Annotated in this window: 12 protein-coding genes; 10 read left to right on the top strand and 2 right to left on the bottom strand. The window is 54.3% G+C overall.

Features of this window, described 5'->3' with window-relative positions; translation table 11 throughout:
- Nucleotides 1-35: 35 nt before the first annotated feature.
- The 10 genes from FRY97_RS03650 (at nucleotide 36) to FRY97_RS03600 (ending at nucleotide 20,663) form a co-directional block, all read left to right on the top strand.
- Nucleotides 36-2,045 (top strand): sensor histidine kinase, encoded by a 2,010-nt coding sequence (locus tag FRY97_RS03650; RefSeq protein WP_147166072.1) that lies wholly within the window; start codon nucleotides 36-38, stop codon nucleotides 2,043-2,045.
- An 80-nt stretch (nucleotides 2,046-2,125) separates the two neighbouring features.
- Nucleotides 2,126-2,893, top strand: coding sequence for a LytR/AlgR family response regulator transcription factor (locus tag FRY97_RS03645; RefSeq protein WP_147166071.1), 768 nt, complete (start codon nucleotides 2,126-2,128; stop codon nucleotides 2,891-2,893).
- A 559-nt stretch (nucleotides 2,894-3,452) separates the two neighbouring features.
- Nucleotides 3,453-5,372, top strand: a complete 1,920-nt coding sequence (locus FRY97_RS03635; protein ID WP_147166069.1) for a histidine kinase dimerization/phosphoacceptor domain -containing protein — start codon at nucleotides 3,453-3,455, stop codon at nucleotides 5,370-5,372.
- 12 nt (nucleotides 5,373-5,384) lie between these two features.
- On the top strand, nucleotides 5,385-6,158 hold the full coding sequence (locus FRY97_RS03630; protein WP_147166068.1) for a LytR/AlgR family response regulator transcription factor: 774 nt from the start codon (nucleotides 5,385-5,387) through the stop codon (nucleotides 6,156-6,158).
- Between the two features lie 441 nt (nucleotides 6,159-6,599).
- Nucleotides 6,600-13,214 (top strand): T9SS type A sorting domain-containing protein, encoded by a 6,615-nt coding sequence (locus tag FRY97_RS03625; RefSeq protein WP_147166067.1) that lies wholly within the window; start codon nucleotides 6,600-6,602, stop codon nucleotides 13,212-13,214.
- A gap of 12 nt (nucleotides 13,215-13,226) precedes the next feature.
- Complete coding sequence (locus tag FRY97_RS03620; RefSeq protein WP_147166066.1) at nucleotides 13,227-16,037, top strand: T9SS type B sorting domain-containing protein; 2,811 nt, start codon at nucleotides 13,227-13,229, stop codon at nucleotides 16,035-16,037.
- A complete protein-coding gene (locus FRY97_RS03615) occupies nucleotides 16,037-16,981 on the top strand; it encodes a PorP/SprF family type IX secretion system membrane protein (RefSeq protein WP_147166065.1) in 945 nt (314 codons plus the stop codon). The genes FRY97_RS03620 and FRY97_RS03615 overlap by 1 nt, the downstream gene beginning before the upstream one ends.
- A 387-nt stretch (nucleotides 16,982-17,368) precedes the next feature.
- Nucleotides 17,369-17,605 (top strand): hypothetical protein, encoded by a 237-nt coding sequence (locus FRY97_RS03610; protein WP_147166064.1) that lies wholly within the window; start codon nucleotides 17,369-17,371, stop codon nucleotides 17,603-17,605.
- Between the two features lie 10 nt (nucleotides 17,606-17,615).
- Nucleotides 17,616-18,464 carry a hypothetical protein gene (locus FRY97_RS03605; RefSeq protein ID WP_147166063.1) on the top strand — a complete coding sequence of 283 codons (849 nt, stop codon included), beginning with the start codon at nucleotides 17,616-17,618 and terminating at the stop codon, nucleotides 18,462-18,464.
- A 267-nt stretch (nucleotides 18,465-18,731) separates the two neighbouring features.
- Complete coding sequence (locus FRY97_RS03600) at nucleotides 18,732-20,663, top strand: OmpA family protein (RefSeq protein ID WP_147166062.1); 1,932 nt, start codon at nucleotides 18,732-18,734, stop codon at nucleotides 20,661-20,663.
- 76 nt (nucleotides 20,664-20,739) lie between these two features.
- Here the strand turns inward: FRY97_RS03600 and FRY97_RS03595 are convergent, their stop codons facing one another.
- Together FRY97_RS03595 and FRY97_RS03590 are read right to left on the bottom strand one after the other, a co-directional pair.
- Nucleotides 20,740-21,162: a hypothetical protein gene (locus FRY97_RS03595; RefSeq protein WP_147166061.1), complete on the bottom strand. Its 423-nt coding sequence runs from the start codon at nucleotides 21,160-21,162 to the stop codon at nucleotides 20,740-20,742.
- Nucleotides 21,163-21,177: 15 nt separating this feature from the next.
- On the bottom strand, nucleotides 21,178-23,688 hold the full coding sequence (locus tag FRY97_RS03590; RefSeq protein ID WP_147166060.1) for a DUF5686 and carboxypeptidase-like regulatory domain-containing protein: 2,511 nt from the start codon (nucleotides 23,686-23,688) through the stop codon (nucleotides 21,178-21,180).
- Nucleotides 23,689-23,748 lie beyond the last annotated feature (60 nt).

Genomic DNA, 23,748 nt, shown 5'->3' with positions numbered 1-23,748 from the left:
TTTGTTGAGGATTAGCAAAATGGAAAACCACAGTTATGAAAAGAGCAGGATTAGTAGCCCTGTTTGTCATATTGGCGGCTGGCGCACAGTCACAGGGCAATCTGGACAGCCTACAGCGCGCACTGGCTACAGCAGAGGATACGGGAGAGGAAGCGATGGCCAATCTGGGGCTGGCGAGCTATTACGTTTACCACAACCTCGACAGTGCAGACTATTACATCACGCAGGTGCTGGGCGTGCCTGATGTAGCGCAGTATTTCCCGAAAGGGTACAGCTACCACCTCATGGTAAAAGCCTGGGTACATCAGGGCAAGGGCGAGCTGGAAAAGGCTAGGGAATACATGGAACAGGTGGAAGCGATCCGGAAAACGGCAGGCAGCCGCTACGACCTGTTGGAGCTGCAGATCAACCTTGCTTCAGTGCTGGTGCAGATGAAATCCCCAGATGCCATGGCATACGTAGCAGACTGTCAGGCTGCACTGGATACGGCTCATCAAGCAGACCAAAATGCGTGGCTTTTCCATCAGTATTACAAAGGCCGCATTTATGGCGATCAGGAAGACTACCGGCAAGCAATAGAAGCCTTGTTGGCCTTATTGCGCACGCCCTTTTTAGACATTGCCCCTGGATTGAGGGGGGGAGCTGCCAATACCCTGGGTATTTTCCTGGGCAGGCTGAGCAATCCGGCATTGGCGGTGGAGTATGGCAGGCAGGCTGTGTCCAATACACACACGATGCCCCACGAGCGCCCCCTGTTGCTGCTGAACCTGGCTGGCAGCTTTCTGGACTTAGTGGAGCTGGATTCTGCCCGCCACTACCTTGCGCAAGTAGCGGGGCTGGGCCGGCTGGAGGTGGTCGATTGCATTACTTATCATTATTGCAGAATTGAGCTGGCATCTCTTGAAAGAGATCCTGAAGGCATGTTGGCTGCTGCCCGCGAAGGCCGGGCTTGTTCGGAAAGCGGTTTGCCAGATCCTAAGAACGCCTTTTTATTCGCTCTGGCCGAGGGCGAAGCCTTTTTCCAGCTCGGGGACACCGAGCGCGCAGCCCGGCTGCTGGAGCAGGCCAAAGGGTTGCTAGCTGCCAATGAACAGCTGCAAAATTCAGATTTCCAGAGCAGTGTAGCCCGGCTGGGGCTCCGCTTGCAGCTGGCCAAGGCTGGGCCAGAAGCCTCTGCACTGTTCGAGGATTACAACCGCCTCCGTAAAATGGAGCTGGAAGCGGCTTCGGATGAAAAGCTGAAAGAGGCTTTTGCCCAGTATGAGACAGAGAAAAAGGAGTTGGAAAACCAGGCGCTACAGCGGGAAAACAAATTGCAGGCCACCATCAACCACAATCAGCAGCTAGGGCTTTGGGGGCTAGGGCTGGGGGTGTGCCTGCTGGGCGGGCTGGCTTACATCCTGTACCAGCAGCGGCAGCGGGTACAGGCACAAAAAGATCAGATCGAACTGCTGAACCGCGAGCAGTACCACCGTACTATGAACAACCTGGCTTTCACCAACAGCCTGATGAGCCTTCAGGTGAACCGCTTGGAAGGGCAGCCCGAAGCCCGGCAGGCGCTGAGGGAAGCAGAGTCCCGCCTACATGCGATGTCTGTATTGTACCGGAAGCTCCACGAAGGGGGCGCTCAGGCAGATGTAGGGCTTCGCAGCTATCTGGCGGAGATTGTCGAAGCCATAGAGCAGAGCTTCGGCAGTGCAGAGCTGCCCCTTGCTATCAGTCTGGAATGCCCGGACGATAAGGTAGACGGCGATGCAGCGGTGCGCATTGGGCTTATCATCAACGAGCTGGCGACGAACTCCTGCAAGCACGCATTTGCGGGGCAGCCGGCCCCACGCATCACAGTGCAGCTGAAGGCAGAGGCCCCGGGGGCTTATCAGCTGTTGTACACCGACAACGGTACAGGGCTGCCCGCAGATTTTGAGATCAGCGACAGGCGCTCGACGGGCTTTTTGCTCATCCGCAGTCTGGTACAGCAGCTCAAGGGGCAGTTGTCGGTTTCCAGCGGGGCGGGTATGCGGGTCGCCTGCCAGTTGCAGATGTGATTTTTTTTGCCCGTAAGGGCGCTAAGGCGGGAACCAAAAGCCTCCACTTTGCCATTGCTATAGTACAACTCCAGAAAACCATGAAACCCGTTAAAGTACTTGTTGTTGAGGACGACCTCATCATCGCGGCCAGTTTGGAAGAGCGCTTGCAGCGGCAGGGCTATGAAGTCATTGGCCCGGCAAGCGATAGCGATGCTGCCCTGCGGCTCTTCTACGAAAGCAGGCCAGATATTGCCCTGCTCGATATTGAGCTGAAAGGCAGCCCGCTCGATGGCATTGAGCTATCGAACGCCTTGTACCGTTCCTCACCTTTGCCGATTTTGTTCCTTACAAGCTACGATGAGCGCCGGTTTGTGGAGCGTGCCAAGCAGGCGCCTATGGTACACTACTTGCTCAAATCTGCCCCGCCGGAGCAGCTGCTCATCGCATTGGACACGGCTTTTGCGGCCTTCTACAACCGCCGCCCGGTAGAGGCCCCGCTCAAGCCTTCGCCTCCCTGCCCATTGTATACAGCACAGGAGTACTTTTTTGTCAAACAAGGGCACCGTCATCTGCGGATAGAGATAGCGGACATCCGCTGGGTGGAGTCGATGGGCAGCTTAGTACGGATTGTGACTGACGAGAAAGCGTTCACTTTTTCGGTCAAGCTAAAGAGCTTCCTGGAGCAGGTGCCCCACCCGGACCTTGTGCGCACCCACCGTTCGTGGGTAGCCAACATCAGGCATGTGACGGGCTACAACCGGGGGCAGGTGGAAGTCCGTTTCCGGCAAGGGGCAGAGGCCATCCCCCTCAGCGAGGGCTACAGGGCTGCATTTTTGTCGATGGTGCCAGGCTTGAAGGCTGATTAAGTGGCCAACAGGATGTTGATAACACGGCTTTTGTCAGCCCCACTTTCTCAATGGGCCGCGAAAAAGCGAATAATTGTTATTTTTAGGAATATCCCATTTTATCCCGGGCTGAATGCGGAGCCGTGCAGGCTTCTCACGCAGCAATCAAGAATAGTTTTATAAGCTAACACCAAAACGGGCGCAAACCAGATTGTCGTTTTTTTGCCTGCCCAGCCTGCTTCGCGTGATGGGCCTGCCCCCTCCGAAAGGATAGGGGCCTGCCCCTGCCCGATGGCAGGTGCCGCTATGCTACGGGGCTCGCTATCCGCTCGGCCCCACGCCCTGCAGGCGTCGGGTCTGGCCTTCGGCCACCCCTTCGCAGCGCTAGGCCATTGCCAGGCTAAACACCTGCGACAGTTTGGTTCACGACCGCCAAAACCAACCGGCTGAAGTACCTGGCGTCGTGCCGGTTTCGGGGCCGAGCCTGCCATATGCCTCAGGCAGCGGTACAGCCTATGCCTTGAGGCCTCATTTGCAGTATTGAAGCCTGCTTTTGTGCAAAACGAAAAAAACACCAAACATGCTCAGCTCCTTTCAATTCTATCTTGTATTGTTTTTTTTCCTGCTTGGCAATGGGCTGAACGGGCAAAGCCTGGACAGCTTAAGGCAGCTTGCCGAAGGGGCAGCCGAAAAAGCGTACGGCACGTTGACGGAAGCGGAGGTACAGGACCTGATCTCTTATGCGGATACGCTATTGAGGGTAGATAACGATCAATCTTTAGCGTTTATCCGCAGGGTGCTGCCCCATGCGCGAGCCTTAGGTGATAAAGGCAAGGTTGAAATGCAGGCCATTGTGGTTTATGCTAACGGGCTGCTGGCCGCCAACGAGCTGGATAGCTGTGCCTCCCTATTGGAGTCATCGATCGCCCGGTTTGAGGGGAAGAGCGAGGAGGCATCCTATTTGGGCCACATCGGAAGCCTGTACCAATATTTGGGGTTTGCCTACCGGGATAAAAGCGAATTTGTAAGTGCAGCCGAGCATTTTAATACTGCAGCCGCCTATTTTGACCGCAGCGGCGATCAGCGGAATCAGCTGGCGGCCAAGTACAATCAGGCCAATTTGCTGACCAGGCTGGAGAATTATGAAAGGGCGGAGCAGAGTTATGAGGAGCTGCTTGGAATGACCGAAAACCCAGTCGTTCATGGCGTAGTTTTTTCCAGTTTGGGCATACTGAATATGAAGCAAGGGAAATATTCAGAGGCGCTGGATTTTTTGCTGAAGAGCGAAGGGCTGATTGATTATGCCAATGAGCCGGAGCTCACCTACCTGAACTTAGGGATTGCTTACATGAACCTGGAGCGTTACTCCTTGGCAGAAGGCGCACTGGCACAAGCAGCTGCAATCTGCAAGCAGCGGGGGCTGAAAAGGAGTTTTTTGCTGGTCTGGAACAACTTTGTCAAGCTGTATTACCGATCGGGCGACCTAGGCCGGGCGCGGGAATTCCTGGATTTGGCAGAGGAGCAGGTCTCCCCTTCCAACCTGACGGAGCAAGCAGTGATCTACGAGATGAAAGCCAAAATTTATGAGGCGGAGCAAGACTGGGAGCATGCGCTGGCTTTCTTGAAGCTGAAGCAAATTTACAAGGACAGCATTGAGTCTATGGAAAAACTTGAGGCCATATCGGAGATTGAAGCGAAGTACCAAACCCAGCAGAAAGAGCTCAAAAACCAAGCCCTGCTGCGCGAGAACGAGCTACAGGCTCAGATCAACAGCAATCAGCGCATGGGCCTGGGCGGGCTGGGGCTCGGCGTGCTTGCTTTGAGCGGGCTGTCTCTTTTCCTATACCGGCAACGGCAGCGTATACAGGCGCAAAAATCTGAGATTGAGCTCCTGCACCGCGAGCAGCGCCACCGCATGATGAACAACCTCGTTTTTGCAAACAGCCTGATGAGCCTGCAGGTCCGCCGCTTGAAGGAGCAGCCCGAAGCGCAGCAGGCCGTCCGGGAAGCCGATGCCCGCCTGCGGGCCATGTCCGTTTTGCAGAGCCGCCTCCACCACGATGGGGAAGGGCAAAAAACAGTGGGCATACATGCGTATCTGGAAGAGATCACTACCGCCCTGCAGCGCAGCTTTGGCAGCCCGGACAAGCCCCTGCGCATCCACCTGCACGCACCGGAATCCGAACGGGTGGATGGGGAAGCCGCTATGCGCATCGGGCTCATCGTCAACGAGCTGGCGACAAATTCCTGTAAGCATGCCTTTGCCGGACAGGCTGCCCCTCAGATTGACGTTCGCTTGGAGCCGCAGCCCGATAACCGCTACCGCCTCATCTATACCGATAACGGCAGCGGGCTGCCCGCAGACTTTCAGGTGGACACCAAACAGTCGATGGGGCTGTACCTGATCCATAATTTAGTCAAACAGCTTAACGGCCACATTGCCTTCTCCAACAACGAGGGCACCCGTGTGGAGTGTGAGCTGGATTTGAAAGCCGCTTAAACGGGTAGTACAATGCAGCCGGTACGTCTATTATTGGTAGAGGATGACCTATTCATTGCCGACAACCTCAAAGAAGAGCTGGAGCAGTACGGCTACCGCATAGCTGGCCATGCCACAGACAGCGATCAAGCCTTGGCACTTTTCCGGAAGGAACAGCCCGATATCGCCCTGCTCGACATTGAGCTGAAAGGCAGCCCGCTTGATGGCATTGAGCTGTCTATTGCCTTGAACCAAATCTCCCCCCTGCCCATCCTCTTTCTCACGAGCTACACCCGGCGGGAGTTTCTGGAGCGGGCGAAGCGAGCGCCAGCTATGTACTACGTCCTCAAATCAGCCCCGATCGAGCAGCTGTTGATCAACCTGGATATGGCGCTTGCCGGGTTTTACAGCAGCCAGAATATAGCCCCTGCCCCTCCCGCAGCAGTGGGTGGCGGCTGCGCACTGTATGCTGATAAAGACTTTTTCTTCGTCCGGCAGGGCTACCGGCATGTGCGCGTGGAAGTGGCCGACATCCGCTGGATAGAAGCCAAAGAGCACGCTGTGAAGATTGTGACCGATGCCAAAGCTATTGCCTTTTCTATCCGGCTGAAGAGTTTTCTGGAGCAGGTGCCTCATCCTTCTCTCCTGCGCACCCACCGCTCCTGGGCCGTCAATACCCGTCATGTAGTGGCCTACCACCGCGGCCGCGTGATGGTCCGTTACCGGGAAGGCACACAGGAGATACCGCTGAGCGACAAGTGGCGGGAGCCGTTTTTGAGCGGGCTGCCCAATTTGCGGGCGGATTGACGGGGAAAGATAGGGGGTTGGTGAGGATGCGTTGGCGGTTGAAGCTGAATTTGGGAGGTTTGGTGTAGAACTAAACCCGGGCGTAAATCAACTCATGCCTTAGATGGCATGGTGATGGGATCGGGCTAGCGCTGCGAAGGGGTTTAAGAGCTTTTTGAGATTTTACACTTCGGGCTGCTCTTGCCAAATTTTGTCCTACTCTTCGTTGTTCTTCGGTCACGTAGCTAAGGCTATGCTCCCTCAGAACGCCTCGATCAGGGCAAAATTTGGCTGCGTTCGCTCCAAAAGCAAAATCCCAAAAAGCTCTAAGCCCGATAGGGCCGAGCGGATAGCGAGCCCCGTAGCATAGCGCCCCCTGCCGTTGGGCAGGGGGAGCCCCCACCGTGTTGAGCAGGGCAGGCCCAAAAGGGCAACCTGGTTTGCGCCCCTAAACCCTTTCTGATGAAAAAGCTTCAGTTGTATTGGTGGTTGGTGTTTGGAATGTTAGCGCCGAACACCATTGTCTACGCTCAAACGGGCACCTGTTCCAACCCTCATGAGATCGTGCTAGATGCAAGTGGTAGTGCATATTACGATAGCTACAATTATAACACAGGAAACCTATTTGCCACTCAGCACTGTAGTGGCGACCCTTCCCCAGTCCAAGATTATGTATACCGCTTCACAGCCCCTGAGGAGGGTGTGCTTAAAGTTTCTATGTATCTACCTGTACTCAGGCGCTCTCAAAGTGTAAACGAAGTAATGGTCATTAAGACCAACTGCTCTGCAAGCAACAGCGGTTTGGTTGACTGCCTCCCCTTTTATGGTTTGCGTCATTACCCTATGTCAGCTGGTACGACTTATTATTTAATTGTACAGGGTGGTACAATTCCATTGGAACATTGGATATACGTTGAATTCCTTACGCCATCGGAAGACGGTTGTTATGACCCCTTTATTATCACCGACAACTTATGCACAACGGATGCTGATCCGGTATGCGGTTGTGACGGGCAGACCTACCCCAACGATTGCTATGCTACAGAAGCAGGTGTGGTAAGCACACTGTCCGGCACCTGCCCAGCTATGATGGACAGCTACGCAGCGCCTATCCCCTGCGGTGCCTCTGTTTCCGACCCTTTCTTTGGGAATACTTCTAACAGCACCCTTAACCTTTTTAGCTCTTATGGCTGTCAGCCGGACTGGCTGATGACCGGCCCAGAAGACGTTTATAAACTGGAGACTAGTGGTGGTGATTTTTATGCCTATGTTGGGACAGACGGTCAGGATTTAGATATATTCCTCTTGCGGGTCTCTGGTTTTGGCTTAGAAGATTTGGAATGCGTTGCCTCTGGAAATCAGGTGATCAATACTACTATTGACGAAGGCACTTACTACCTGGTGGTGGATGGCTATCAGGGGGCTAGTGGTAATTATGTGCTGTATGTGGATTGTCCGGAAGGGAGTACCTGTACTGTAGATACTCAGGAAATCTTATGCCAACCCTGGGTCCAAAACTACCTCAACGCCAACTACACCTGCAATGATGATGTATGCGGCAGCATCAACCTCTACACCTCCCCCACCGGCGAGTGCGTGGTGGATTTTGTAGGGGAACAGGCATGTTTGCTCACCGTTTGCCAGAGCCACGAGGTATTCGACCTGGATGGAAACCTTCTTGAGAGCTACGCGAGTGAGTGTGGGTTGGAAGGCCTGGGCTATACGGGCTGGCAACAGGTTTGGAGCTGTGGGCAAGCCTTACCAGGCTGCAACGACAATGTTTCATACACGCTTTACCCTGAGATGCCACAGACTTCTGTATGCACAGGAGAAAGTGTCTGTATACCAATTACTGTGGAGAACTTTAGCAATATTACAGGCTCGTCAATAGGGCTGGAGTGGAACCCAAACGTTTTAAGCTTTGCAACTGTAGAAAACATCAATGCGGAGGTAACAGGGTTGGATATTAATGACTTTGACCTTTCCAATATAGGTAGCGGTATACTCAATATAGTATGGGAATCTGTACCCTGTAATCAGGCTGGCTCCGGCACAGGCATCACGCTTGATGATTGTGCCAGCAACTGTAGACCGACACTTTTTGAAGTTTGCTTTACGGTAGTTGGAGGCGATGGCCAAAGCACATCGTTTGATTTGCTGCCAAACAGTCATACCTATAGAGATGGAATAGGGTGCATTGAAATACCAATCGGAATTCAAGAAGGGGTATTAGAGGCTTGTGGAGAAGGGACTACTTGCCCTGTTGATGCCCAAGAGATTTTATGCCTCGACTGGCTCCAACAATCCCCTCTTGGGGAAGAAGGGGTTAGCTACAATGAACAGGAAGAAATCATTATCCTGATAAACCTTGCGGCAGGAGGAGGTTTTTGGTATTCTTTCTTCGATTGCTCCGGGCAATTGCTTCATGAATGCGCTAGCAGCAACATTAATGACCCAAGTGTAAACTGTGATGTCTACTACAATAGCGTGGTGCAAAATGCTATTGAGCTATTGGGGCCATTCGAGCCCTTTCCCGATTGTACCGGTACAGGGAACGACTGTTTTCAAGTATCTGCAACTATTGTACAGCCAAGTTGTCCGGATCAAAATGATGGCGTGATTACCACCGCAATCTTTGGAGGCACTCCCCCATATACCTATCAGTGGAGCACAGGAGCCGATACGCCCAATTTAACAGGTTTATCACCTGGAAGTTATACGCTTACGGTAACGGATGCGACAGGCTGTGCTCGCTCAACATTTGTTGATATATCTCAGAAGGGAGGGGATGCTATAGCCTTGCCAGATGGCACAGGGGCATCTTATGAAAGTACTATTGCTTTTTCACAGTTTCCACAAGGGGCGATGGTTCAGCATGCCTCGGACATCGTCTATACGAGGCTGGACTTGGAGCATTCTTATTCTGGCGACCTCGATATTGAATTGGTATGCCCCGATGGGGCTTCCGTACATCTATTGGATTATCCATCAGGTACTGGATCTGCAAACTTGGGAGAGCCTTTTGCATCAGGGGCTGTTGATGCGGTTTCTAGTGACCTGACCCAAGGTATTCCTTATGCTTACACTTTCGTGAATTCAGCCTCTCTAGGGACCATTCCACAGTTTGTTGCGGATGCGCCTACCTATACGTACACGACTGTCGTTAGTGAGCAAACAGGGCAAAGCTACTCGTATACAGATACTTATATCCCAAGTGGAGAGTATGAGCCCGTTGAAAGCTATGCTAGCTTGGTAGGATGCCCATTGAACGGAGATTGGACCATACGAGTAACAGATAACCTTTCTCAAGATAACGGCTGGCTTTTTGGTTGGAGCCTGGGACTTGCTACAGGTCAGCAAACAGCGTCCATTACGTTGAACGATATACCCTGTAATGATGGTGCCTACTTTTTAGAGGCTTCTACTTATAGCGTTGAACCTGGGGAAGCGGTCCTACTGAGTTATGGGGTCAATCCTTTGGGAAATAATAATGTGCTACACTTCGGCAACGGGCAGTCTACACCCCTTCAGAACACTGAGGGGGCTGTCGAAGTGGTGTTTGATCACCCTGGAGTCTATCGCCCTTATATTCGAATTGATGGGCAAACTGTTGCCCAGATTGCCATACAGGTCCGTTCGTGTGGCTGGTTTGGGTTTGTCAGGAGCAACAATAACTACAGGGAAGCTAACGAGGATTTGTGTGACCTAGTTTCTGGGGACGGGAGAATGTACTTACCGCCTTCTCTTTCAGATCAGTTTTATTATTGGACTAATTATGAGAATATCCGTGACTTCCCAGTACAAGGGGATGCAGCTACCTTGGAGGCAAGGATAAGGGTGCCACAAAATGAAGGGGGGATATCCTGTTATGATCCACAAATTACAATACATGGAACGGAGGGTAGGGCTACGGCTCGTTGGATGCGGCCCAATTGCTCTTATTACTCAGGCATAGGAGCGGGCAACACCTATTTGGCAGGTAGTAGTACGGATTTGGAAAACCTGACAGCGGATTTCAGTGATTGGCGAATTCTCAAAATTGAACTGGGAGGCCAAACCATTAGTGCATTTATAGATGATGAGCTGCGCTATCAGGTTGCTTATGAAGGGGAGGTTGGAAATGTCATTGGTTTGAGCTTTACCGCAAAGGGCTCATCATCTTTGGATTGGATCAGGCTATATCAGGGTCAAAGTGTGTTGGTTTATGAAGAAGATTTTGATGGCTGTGGCCTAAACGACGATGAGTCTTGTAACTCCTCCCCCTGGAACCCCCAAGCCTGCGCCTCCGGCAACACCCACTTCATCAACGTCATTTACGAAGAGCTGCAGAGCGAGATCGGCGGGCAGCCGCTGCAGGAAGGCGACTGGCTGGGCCTGTTCTACGAGCAGGACGATGGCACGCTGGTCTGTATGGATCAGGCACAGTTTGCAGATCCGGCACAGGAGAACGGTTTCCTGCTGAGGGGCTGCGCAGAATCTAGCCCAGGCGCAGATGACGGCTTTGAACCCGACGAGCCTTTTCAGTTCAAGGTATTCAAGGACGGAGTGGAGTACAGTTCGAGCGCCCTGTCAGTTGCTTTTTGGGCAGAAGGGGGCATCATCCCGCCTATCTTCCCCGATGCCACAAGCCGCTTTATCGGAGATGGCCGGCAGAGTGCCATCCGCTCGATCCGGGATTTTCCCGACATAGAGGACCCGAGCTGCGATACGCCCATCCCCATTTCGTGCGGGCAGTCGCATTCCGGGAACAATACCGATGGGACGGACAATGCCCTCAGCTACAACTGTTTCACCAATGTGGTAGACGGCCCGGAGGTCATCTATGCCTTTACCCTGGATCAAACATCTGATGTGCTCATCACCTTGGGCGGGCTGAGCGATGACTTGGAGCTGCTGCTGCTCGACGAGTGCGACCGGGATCACTGCATAGCGGTGAGCGAACGCACTGGTGCTAGTGCTGAAACCATTTTACAGGAAGATTTAGCTCCCGGTGAATATATTATCGTGGTAGAAGGGTACATTGGTTTTGAAAGCGGCTATACCCTCTCGCTCGATTGCGGCGATTTCCAGCAGGGGGGCTTCAGTTGCCCGCCAGAAGAGATCAGCTGCAATGAAACCATCAACTCGACCACAGCGGATGGCTGTAGCGATGTCAATTTCTACAACTGCTCGGACTCCTACACACCGGGCCGGGAAAAAGTCTATCGCATCCGCTTCGATCAGCCTGAGAATGTGCGGATCACGCTTACGCCCCAAGGCGGCGACTTAGAGCTGTTCCTGCTCGATGCCTTGGATCCTGACCGCTGTATTTATTACAGTACAGAATCGGGCGAAGAAGTGGAGCGCATACTTTTAGACGACAGCGAGATCATCCCCAACCGGGACTATTACATTGTGGTAGATGAATACGGTGGGGATGAAGGCATCGGCTTTCAGCTGCAGGTGGATTGCATACCCGATGGCCCGCCTTGCCCTTGGTGCCCTCCGCCCCCAGGGTTCTGCGATAATGCAACAGAGATTGCCTGCGGGAGCACCGTCAGCGGCCATACCGAAAATGGCGTCTCCAGGGTAGAAAAGTGGGGCGACTGCCCGTCTTTCAACGTTGGGCCGGAGCTGATTTATGTATTTAATAACCCTGTGGCACAGGATGTCCAAATCAATTTGAGCGGCTTCAGCGAGAACCTCAATTTTTACGTCCTGCGCGATCAATGTGCGGTTAGCGCCTGCTACGAAGGGTGGGCTGGCAATAAGTCAGGGCTGATTGCGGAGTCGATCCTCATTACGCCTATGCCGGCCGGGCAATACTATATTGTGGTAGACAGCTACGATGCGCCTAGTGCGTTCGATCTGGAAATCAAGTGCCAAGAGGCCGACAATTGTTTCCAGCTGCAGGTGCCCGTGGGGTATAGCTATATTTCCAGCAACCGCCGCCCAGGCGACCCCACTATTGAGAACGTTTTGCCAACCGGTCAGTTTCAGGGGATGTCCCTTCTGCTTTTGGACGAATGGGGGAATGTGTACGACCCCAATTTCCCGACGCCAAATGCCCCGAATAAAATCAGCACTTGGGACGTCACGCACGGTTACCGTATAGATGTGACCGAGGAAGTTGCGTTAGAGTTCTGCGGTGAAGAAGCGGACCCTCAGGCCATCCGGGATGTGTACGTGCTCAACCAGGGCGGAGCGTTCCACAACAACATCATCGCTTACCCTTTCCAAGAGCCGATGCCTGTAGCCGATGCTTTCGCAGGAGCACCATCCGATGTCCTCTCTACGATTGAGCACATCTATCCGAACCAAGCGTTCCCCAGCGAAACCTACAACCTGCAGTTCCAGTTTGGCATCAACTTCAATATGGAACCTGGAGTGGGATACCGGCTCAAAGTGGCCGAAGATGGCGGCTTTTCTTACCGTAACCAGGACGAGCCCAACCGCTTCGTCTCCAATGGCTGCACCTATTTCCAAACTCCGTTGCGCAATACCATGGAGCGGGCATTCATCCGTGTGCCTCAGCAGGCTGTATCCGCTCTCATGCAGCCGGGAGATGAGCTGGGCTTGTTCAATGAGGCTGGCTTGCTTTGCGGCGCCGGGAAGTACCTTGGAGCCCAACTGATCATCGTCCTGCTTGGAGACGACCCTGCTACCACTTCGCAGGAAGGCTTTGCAGCGGGCGAATGGATGTACGCCCAAACCTGGAGCGCAGCAACCGGCGGAACTCAGCACGTTGCGCTTCAGTTTAGCGGCAGCGAGCCCATCTATGCCCCCAATTACCAATACTGGCTGGAAGGGCTGAGCAACACAAGCGGCACGAAAGCAGGAGCCTCTTTCAACTGGCACCTTTATCCTAATCCTGCCGGAAAACACCTTTTTGTGGAGTGCCAACTGCCCGCAGCGCAGCGCGTGGCAGTGCGCCTTATTGGCGTAGACGGGCAGGTGCTCAGCCAGCAAGAGTGGTTTTTGGACGAAGGGCTCAATCAGCGGCTGATCAGTTTAGCCCAGCTTCCGGATGGCGTGTACTTCGTACAAATGGCGGGAGAGGGCTTCACGGAGGCCAGGAAAATTGTCGTCCAACATTAACGGTTACCCACAATGAGATCTATCCTATATAAATGGGCTTGGGCAGTCTTTGGGCTGTCCTTCCCTCTTATCCTACAAGCGCAATCTTCTGCATTTTGCGGAGGAGGGGCAGCTGTTTCCACTAGTGTCGCCTCCGTATATTTTTTCCAGAACACTCCAATAACGGTCAATGGGGACCCTATCGAGCCCGGCAGCCACATCATAGCCGTATTTGAGAACGATGCCGGGGAATGGGCGTGTGCCGGGGAAGTGCAGTGGTGGGGCAGCAATACCATTCTTACATTGCGGGGGGAGGATGCAGAATACGAAGGGTACGAAGAAGGCGAAGCCCTGAAGTTCTATATACAGTCGCCTGACGGCTGCTTGTACACAGCAGTGGAGGCGGCCTACAACACGGCTCCACCTTACCCGGATGGCGGTTTTTTCACACAGGGCGGACGGAGCCTGGTGGAAAGCCTTTCTGCTGATTTTAACCCGCTGGTTATTTACGGAGTCGTGCGCGATACTTGCGAAGCAGGAACGGGGCAAGCCCGGATTGCAGCGGTAGACGGCAGCACGGCCGGTTTTTCTGTGACCTGGCCCAATGGCAGCAGTGGGCAGCAGGTATCCGGCTTGACGGCGGGGCCCATCACCGCGAGCATCACTACGGCCGAGGGCTGTACAGTGGAACAATTGATTCAAATACCATTTGCTGATTGTCCGCTCTTGACCGCTGGGGCCACGGCCAACGGCAGTCAGGAAGGGAGCACAGGGTGTGTGCCCTTCAATGTGCTGTTCGAAGATGCAACCGTATCGGCAGTCGGCGGGCTGAGCTATGAGTGGGAATTTGGGGACGGTAGTGTCAGCAATGACCCCAACCCGGATTACACCTATGCCCTCCCCGGAACATACACGGCTACCTTAGTCGTTTCGGATGGTTACCAGTCTGACACCACAACGCTTCAGATCACCGCTCTGCCCATCCCTGAAATTGGGGCCGATTATGAGGTTGATTTTTGCGAGCCTGTCGCCTACTTATATGCTTTTGGCGATTTGTCGGAGATAACCATCTTGGAGTGGTCCACTTCCGTTGGCACGTTTGCCGGCCCGGAGCCTGTGGTTCAGTTCCCAAGTGCAGGCGTAACCGAAGTAGTCTTACTGACCGCGTTTAACAATCAGGGCTGCTCCTATCAATTTCAGTTTGAGGTCAATCTGCCAGAAGAATATGATTTAGCAGTAGCGGAAAATACCGTACAGCTGCCTGCCTGCGGTGCCGATGATGGGGTGATCAGCTTAAGCGTAAGCGGAGGGGCAGGGCCCTATCTCTACTCTTGGGCTCATGACGCATCCCTCAATCTGCCGCAAGCAGATGGGCTTGCTCCCGGGGTCTACTCCGTGGTGGTATCCGATGCAAATGGCTGTTTCGTTGATTTTTCTACAGCGCTGGCAGATACCACGAGCCTGCCTGAGCCTGATATTGGGCCAGATCGGAGTTTTTGTGCCGATATGTTGTCCGCTCTTGAGCTGAATGAGGGGTACAGCAGCACGCAGTGGTTTTTTGAGGGGGCTCCTCTTGGGGAAGGAGGGGAAACCTCTTGGCTGCCGCAGCAGAGCGGCACCTACGCAGTGCAAGTTTTCAATGCCGACGGCTGTCAGGGGGAGGCTGCCGCAGAGGTCAGTATTTTTGAGGTGCCCGAAGTGGACTTGGGCGGCTCATTCGGGCTGTGCCCTGGCATGATGTCAACCATAGGCACTAGCTGCTCAGGCTGTACTTATGCATGGAGCAATGGCAGTGAAAGTGCGATGGTCTCAGCTACCGGCGGAAACACCTACGCTGTCACGGTCACCAATGCCGATGGCTGTACAGCAGCAGATAGCCTGGCTGTGGCACTGCTGTTGCAGCCGCAGGCCAATCTTGGTGCAGACCTAGCCGTTTGTCCGGGCGATGTGGCCACGCTGTCGGCAGGCGCTTCCCCGGATGATACCTACAGCTGGTCTACCGGGGCTACCTCTAGCAGCATTGAAGCGGCTGCGCCGGGCGAGTACGGGGTAACAGTTACGAACCCCTCCGGCTGTAGCGCATCAGATACGATACAGCTATCATGGGCTCCAGAAATAACGGCCTCCGTATCAGCTTCTTCAGAACAGCTCTGCCCCGGCGACACCCTAGCGCTGTTTGGCGGCGGTGCCGAAAACGTGTTGTGGCTCGATACCAGCTTTGTCATCTCCTCGCCCAATGAGCCTACTGTGCGTTTACGGCCTGAAACGACGGCTTCCTATGGGCTGATTGCCTACAATGACTGCTTTACGGATACCGCTTTTATTGAGGTAGCAGTGCTGCAACAGAGCGCTTACGCAAGTGAAGACACCTGCATCGCTTATCGCCGGACCGCCGTGCTGCAAGCTTTTGGCGCAGACAGCGCATCCTGGTGGGGGACAAACCGGCAAAAGTTGCTGAGCCAAGGCTTGCGCTACGAGGTATCACCGGATTCCACCTCCCTTTTCCATGTCCGCCTCACAGATAGCCTGGGCTGTATGTATTGGGACTCCGTGCTGGTAGAGATCCTGTTCTTAGACGAGCTCGGCCTTGTCCCGGTCAATATCATTACCCCAAATGGCGATGGGCTCAACGATGTGCTGCAATTTGCCAACCTCACCAAGTTTGACACCTACAGCCTTCAGGTCTTCAACCGGCACGGTATGAAAGTCTTTGACGCCTTCAACTACGAGAACGATTGGGGGGGCACCTACAACGGAGAGCCACTTCCAGACGGCGTATATTATTACATTTTGCGCATTGGCAGCCGAGAAGTCAAAAGCGCGCTCACCATAATCCGAGAGTGATGGTAAAGAAAATAGCCCTTTCCGCCTTGATCAGCCTTTGGGGCGCCTTCCTACTCCAAGCGCAGCAGCTGCCCTTCAGGGATGGTGTTTCAACAGCTGACTTCATCTGGAACCCAGCCATGACGGGGGCGAGCCAGTATATGGAGTTTGGAGGTTTTTTCCGGCGGCAGTGGATGGCTTTTCAGAATGCCCCCACTACGATGATGGCACATATACAATACCCTTTCAAAGGGCAGCGGGCAAGCGTTGGAGGTTGGAGCATGCTAGATGAGGCTGGCCCTATCCGGAATATTCAGCTAGGCGCGGCCTATGCCTACAAGCTCCCGTTGGGGCCATACGGGCAGCTCAGCATTGGGCTGAGCGTAGAGGGGCGGCAGCTACAGTTCGATGGGTTGTCCACTATTGCAGCCGACCCCGGCGACCCGCTCGCGGAAACCAGCCGTAGCTCTGTGTTGAAGCCGGATTTTAGCGCCGGCCTGTTTTATGTATCCAATATTGACATTTATGATTTTCGTGGGGCAGGCGTATTCGCGGGGGTCGGCATACAGCAGCTCAGCCATACGGTAGGCTTTGCCAGGCCAGACGATACCGATGATCTGGCCGCATTATTCACGCCTGCTGCCCATATCAATGGCGTTTTCGGTGCCCGTTTTGTAGAAGGGGATATCTTCATTGAGCCGAGTATATGGGGCAGCTATGTGGGCGGCAGCCCTCTGTTGCTGCAAGGGGGCGTGCAAATGGAAATAGAGGAAACATGCTGGGCCGGTGCCCGCTTCGCTACAGACTACACTTTTTCAGTCAATGCCGGATGGATTTTTACAGCTTCCTGGCTGGGCGACGGCACCCTCAGAGTGGGCCTAACTGGGGATTACAACTTGGGCGAAACCCGCACTTACCGAGGGGCTGGCTTGGGTTTTGTTGCCATTTATCGGTACTGGCTCTGATCAGGTGAGGCTGGCGCAGCAAGCCTATTGTCCGCGCCAATCTGCTGTTTGATGAAGAAGAATGCCCGGGTTATGAGGATGAGTTGCTGCCAAAGCAGATTCTTCTGATTTTAGAATGCGATATGAATTGATGAGGCCAAACGCTGGGCCAGGTTTTCTGCTCACTGCAAAACAAAGCTTCGCCAATGACTGCCCTTTTCAAGCGTGCAAGCTAGGCTGTTGTGTTTTGCCCCCCAGGCTTTATGATGGCTGGGCTAGCGCTGCGAAGGGGTGGCAAGCCCGATAGGGCCGAGCGGATAGCGAGCCCCGTAGCATAGCGCCCCCTGCCGTTGGGCAGGGGGAGCCCCCAATAAAAGGATCAATTTCACTAGCCAAAATAATTGACTCATGCACACCTCCATCATCAAAGTCTACAATGGCCGCTACGGCAAATGGGAAAAAAACGCCAAAGTCACCCTGCACTGGGGCGGGCTGCTCAACTCCGGTTTCAGCAAGGCGGTATACACCAATGCCCAGGGCATAGCAGAAGTGCAGCACGCCTCCACCGGGCCGGCCACCATCTACGTCAATGGCAAAGAGCAGGGGAAAATGCGCGCGCCCGGGACGATTACCGTAACCATATGAGGCCGCTGCTATGTTTGCGTTGCTCAATCAGCTGCAGTATGGGCTGTGGAAACCATGGCGGCCGCTGACGAAGAAGCGGAACGAGACGCTGTACAAGCTCTACAAATGGTTTTGGGCGCTGCCTTGGCTGATCAGGTCGGCCCTGTACATATTGCTGACACCGATACGCTTCCTCAATGCGGTTTATTTCAATGTTTGGGTGCACGGGCTGTGGAGCCTCCGGGATCATCTCAGTGAAATATTCAACCCCAAGCTCAGGGGGATGCGGCATATGAAAGGGCTTAAATATGGCTTTTTCTGGCTGTTTGGGCTACCTCTCAGGCTGGTCAGGCACCTATTTGCAGGTGGGGCCCAATTGCTCGAGGGGCTTATATTTGTTATCGTTGATACGGTGGCCCCCGCTTTGACGATGTACCACGGCACAGCGCGGGAGAGCTCAATAGCGATCACAAAGCCCGGGCAGTGGCTGGTGGGCAGTGGCAACTTTGCGGGCAGCGGTATCTATTTTGCAATTGACAAAAAAGTAGCGGAACATTATGCCGGGGGCAGAGGGGCTGGCGTCTTGGTTTGTGCAAGGGTGACGCTTGGCGCTGTCATCAACCTCAATTACGCCCCGAGGGATATTTACCAATCTACCAAGAGCTCCGGCGACCAAATCACAAAGTGGGGGCAAAGCCAGAAATACACCACGGTAGAATGGTGGAGGCAGGACAGCGGTTGGTGGGAATATTGCCTGCTCAATCAGCGCAATGGCCGGCCCGTCAAAACATGGCGTATCCGTATCCTTTATGTTCAAAACCTTGCTACGGGCAAGAAAGAGCGCATTTGGGGCGGCAAAGCACTTTGGGTGTTCAGGTGATTGCCGTTTTCTCGGGGCTGGGGTGGCCCCAATGTGCAGCTGCAACCTGTAGCGGTTTCTATCGCGATCAGGCCGTAGTGCAAACGGCGGGCGAGGGAGCGCTTGCTGAACAGAAAAGCGGGCATGCTTTCCTCGGCTTTTCATGGGGCAGCCCGCCCCTGATGGCTTTTTCACGCAGAAAAAGGAAAGGCAGTAAGCTTTGGGCTGCCCTTTTGCGTTATCCATACGACAATACTGGACAAAGGCCCTCAACCACAATCAGGCAACATGCGCATTTTTCTGATGATTTTCCTGCTCTCCGCCACCCTGCAAGGGGTGCAAGCCCAAGATTTCCTTACGGAAAAAGACCTCACCGGCAAGCTCCGGAAGCGCTTTGAATCTGCACAGCAGGCCGTGTTCAATGGGCAACAGGGCCATGCCCGGGGCGAGCTCGAAAAGCTGCTCGAAAAAGAGCCCCGCTGCATTGATGCGCAGCTGATGTACGCCGATCTGCTGTTGCAGCAGAGCGAATATGCCGGGGCAGAGTCTGCTTTTGAAAAAGCTTTGCAACTGAGCCCCGGCTACGCGGGCCTTGCCTATGTCTTGGTGGGAGAAGCAGAGGTCGCGCAGCAAAAGTATGCCGAAGCCAAAGCCCACTTGCAAACCTACTTCGATGGAGGCCATTCCACCGCCCGCTGGGCAGCCAAAGCCCGGGCGCTGCTCCAACAGGCTACCTTTGCAGAAAAAGCCGTAGAGGAGCCGGTCCCTTTTGAGCCCAAAGCCCTGCCTGCTGCCATCAATACCGAAAACCCAGAGTACCTTCCCGCACTATCTGCCGATGGGCGCTACCTCGTCTACACCTCGCGCACTACACCCCGCAATGAGGACATCTTCATCAGCGAGTATATCGACGGGCAGTGGCAGCCTGGGCAGCCGGTAGCAGCGCTCAACAGCCCATTTAACGAAAGCAGCCCCAGCCTTTCCGCCGACGGGCAGGCTATGGCATTTGCCCGGGACGGCCGGGACGGCAACTTCGACCTCTACTACGCCCGCAAGCGCAACGGCCGCTGGGAGGCTCCCGCACTGTTGCCCCCGCCGGTCAATACGAGCGCCTTTGAGTCGCAGCCCAGCCTCTCCGCCGATGGCACCATCTTGCTTTTCGTGAGCGACCGGCCCGGCGGGCAGGGGCAGCTCGACATCTGGGCTACCCGCATGCTGCCAGACGGATCGTGGCGGGAGCCCCAAAACCTGGGCACCCCGATCAACACCCCGCTCAATGAGCAGGCGCCCTTTTTCCACCCCGACGGCCGCACCCTCTACTTCATGTCGAAGGGGCACCCTGGCATGGGCAGCTACGACCTCTTCCGCTCGCAGTTGGAGCAAGGGGGCGAATGGTCTAAGCCGCTCAACCTGGGCTACCCCATCAATACGCCCGGCAATGAGGGGGCCCTCACGGTTTCCCTAGACGGGAAAACGGCTTACTTCGATTCTGATCAGGCTGACCCCACCGGGCGCAACCAAGAAATGGGGAATGCCGACCTCTATACTTTCGAGCTATATGAGGCTGCGCGCCCCAATCCGGCTACCTATGTGGAAGCTACGGTAAGGGATGCCCGTACCAAACGCCCCTTGGAGGCTGAGGTGGAAATTACCCGCCTGAGCACCCAAAAAGTGTACGGGCGAAGCCTTACTAATGAAAAGGGGCAGTTCTTGATCGTCTTGCCTATGGAAGACGACTATGCCCTCAGTGTAGACAAGCAGGGCTATTTTTTCCACTCCGCTCACTTCGCCCTTGCCGAGCCCCAAACCCTTACAGAACCTTACCGCCTGCTCATTGAGCTGCAGCCTATCCCTCCCCCTGATACAGCGCCCGATACCACCAACGGGCCTGTGGTACTGCGCAATATCTTTTTCGAGACCGGCTCTGCAGCCTTGCAGCAGGCCTCTATGCCTGAGCTCAAAAAGCTGCAGCAGCTCCTTGTGGAACACCCGCAAATGCGTATCCAAATCAACGGCCACACCGACAACGTGGGCCGGCCGGAGGACAACCTGGCGCTTTCCGAAAACCGGGCAAAAGCCGTTCGAGATTACTTGGCCACACACGGCATCAGCCCTGTCCGCCTACAGTATAAGGGGTTTGGGGAAACCCGCCCCATAGCCGACAACAGCACGCCCGAAGGGCGGGCAAAGAACCGGCGCACTGAGTTTGAAGTGCTCTGACCTACTCCCTTTTGAAAATCAAGGACTTTTGCCCGCCTGTTGTGCCAGCATAGCCGGCAGGGCTCTGGCGAAGCCGCTAAGAAGCGGGGCTGCTGGCAAAGTAGGCGCTTACTTCCAGTTTTTTTGCAAAATCGGCAGGGCTCAACCGGATGAACGAAGGCTGCTCGGGGTTGTGGAAAAAACCAAATTTGAAGATAAAATCTTTATCGCTGAAGAACTCGTCGAGAAAGTCGCCTTCAAAAAACAACAAGTGGCACTCCCCAAACTGAGCCTCGCCCAATTGGCAGACCTGCCCAGGCCTGACAAAGACCACGGTATGGCCCTGCAGGCTGATGTGCTCGGTGTCGAGGTTCATAGCGCCAGAGCCAGCTCTTACGAAAATAATGGTGTAAAAATTGGGCACAAGCGTATCCGCCACAATATCTAGCTCCTCTTCGTTGCAAGCATCTATCAGCAGTTCCTTTCCGTACTTGCGGCGTTCAAATTTAAGCTTCTCCATAGGCGCCCTTAGATTTTAGAAGTAAAAAGCTACGCCCCCGCGCAGCCCAAAGCGCCGCGCCTGCGGGTTGTCGAGGTAGCTGAGGCGCCATACCGCTTCAATCTGGAACACCTTCAGGATGTTTTCTATGCCTACGCTCGCCTCCATATAAGGGCGTTTGTCGGGCGCCCGGAAGCCCGGGTAAGTATTTTCCGTAGTCGGCTCAAAAAGGTTGAGGCGGTTGGCGTCCCGGTTGGCTTGCGAAATAGAGCCCATCACCGCCTTGAAGGTCGCATAAGAGCGGAAGTTGAGTTTCCGCAACAGCGGTATGCGGTTCAGGAAAAAACCATCGAAGTGGTGCTCGAGCAGCAGGCTGGCATAAGTATCGCTGGCAAATTCATAGCGGGTCATCATATTGAAAATATCACGGCCCACCAGGTAGCCCTCGTTGCCGGGGTGCACCTCTGTAAGCAGGAAGGGGACAGTGCCAAAGACCTTGCCGGCATTGAGGCGGTAAGATAGCCACCCGACAGGGTTCATATAGAAATAGTGGCGGTAGCTGAGGTTGACCTTATGGTAGGTATACTGCCCGCCAAGCAGGCCATCTACCCCAAGGGTGTACTGCAGCTCTACGATCGGGTAGCGGGACCCAAAGCTCGTTTGGTTGTAATTGCCAGCAAGCAGCATTTCGTCCTTAGCATAGCGGGCCTTAAAAATCAGCTCAGTGGTGCGGATGGTCGTATCGAGGTCGGACAAGGAGCTGGGGTCAGACAAATAGGCATAGTTGAAGCCCCGTCCATCGGAAAAGATGCTGCCGTAGGGGTCCATCTCCCGGTGCAGGAAGGTGATGCGGTTGGAAAAGCCGTTCTTCCAGTAGCGTTCGTAATACCCTTTGGCTTCCTGTACCCGGATGAGCTTCTGCAGTAAATCTCTTCGGAACACCCCGGTAAACAGGTCGCCCTGCACAAACTCCTCGCTGTTCTCGCTGTTCAGGCTGATGTCGTTGGTGTAAGCTGCCCCAGCCACAATCCTAGGCTGCCGCTGAATGATCCATTCTCCGTTGGCCCCGTATTTAAAAGCCTCATCCTTGAGCCCATAGGCCAGGAAACCGCCAAGGCGGAGGTCTTCGCTGAACGCCTTGGTCGTACGGGCACCGATACGGAAGCGGTTCCCTTCTACGGGGTTGAAACTGTAGGCTGATGCATAAGGGCCTATTTCAATTTTGCCCAGCTGAAAGTACCCCACAAAAATGGTCTCGAAGACCTCCACATAGGTCTTGAATATTGGCAGGTTCTGTATGCTGTCTACCATAGTATACACCTGCTGCTCCGTTTGGGAAAGCGACTCGTGCCGGGCCGCCTGCCAGAAGGAGTCGCTCTCTACGGTGACTTCTTCAGCCAGGTAAAACTCGTCGTTCTCGATATAAGCCTGCTTAGTGCCCGCCTGATTGAGGCGGATGCCCCGGAAGGTCTCTGTGCGGCGGGCGATCATGCCCGGGGCTTTTTCACTTGGCGTAAAATCGACCACCAGCTTTTTCTTAGCCGGTGCCCAATAGCCGCCGACCGGCTCAAACTCCTCGTGGATAATAATGCGGCTAACGAGGTTGATGTTCACATCGGGCACCATGCGCATATCCACCCGCTGTACTGCAAAGGAGGTATCTGCTACCCAAAAGTCGCCGTAAAAAGTAGGCTCCTGCTTCCGCTTAGGCTTGAACTTGAGCTTATAGCTCCAGTGCCCATTCATCATGGTGCTGTCGATGATGTAATACTCATAATAGCCCAGCCCAGATTTGGAAAAGGGGCTGGCAAAGGGCTTGTCCAGCACGTATATCCAATCGTCGTATACGCTGTACTCTTGGTAAATGCGCTTGACATACTCTATAAAGGTCTGATTGTTGGTGCCGGTAGCCCGTTGGGCGTGGATGATGCGCTTGGGCTTTCCAGCCCCTTTGACATGGTAGACATCAGCCAGCACTTCGTTGATGTAAACAGGCAGGAAAGGCTTTTCGTCAGAGGTGCTGTCGATGTTCTCAAATACAAAGGCAAAAGGTTTAAGGAGCTTGCTGTTCTGTAGCTTGGGGTCTATGTTCTCCAGGTCGAGTTCAATCTTGGCATAGCTCTCGTAAGCAAATGACTCCCGGCCGGTCATGCGGTTGTCCTCTTTGTGCTCAATGATACCGCGCACAATAGCATTGGCGGGGTTCTCTCCGGCTATCACGACCACTTCTTCCAGTTCGAGGGCAGAGCCGCCCAAGAAGAAATTGACCGTTTGGGTATCAAGCTGAGGGTTCAGCACCTTGCTCAGCGGCTCGTAGCCGATGGCACTAGCAGTGAGGGAATCCCTGAGCTGAGCCGTCTGCAGCTCAAAGTAGCCGTCTACGTCGGTGGAAACCCCCGTCGTAGTGCCACTGAAATATACATTGCAAAAGGGGATGCCTTCCTTGGTATCCCGGTCCTGTACTTGTCCGCGCACCACTTGTTGTGCCCGGCCAAGGGCAGGTAGCAAGAACAAGGCTGTGAGTAAGAAAACGAGGTTGTGCTTCATGTGTCATGGCTGTGCCTTCAGCAGGGGCTGCCTGCCGGGGCGGGGCTTGTGTTTTTCAAA

The organism is Phaeodactylibacter luteus (genome assembly GCF_007993045.1).
Lineage (GTDB): Bacteria > Bacteroidota > Bacteroidia > Chitinophagales > Saprospiraceae > Phaeodactylibacter > Phaeodactylibacter luteus.
This window is presented reverse-complemented; position numbering and strand designations above follow the sequence as displayed.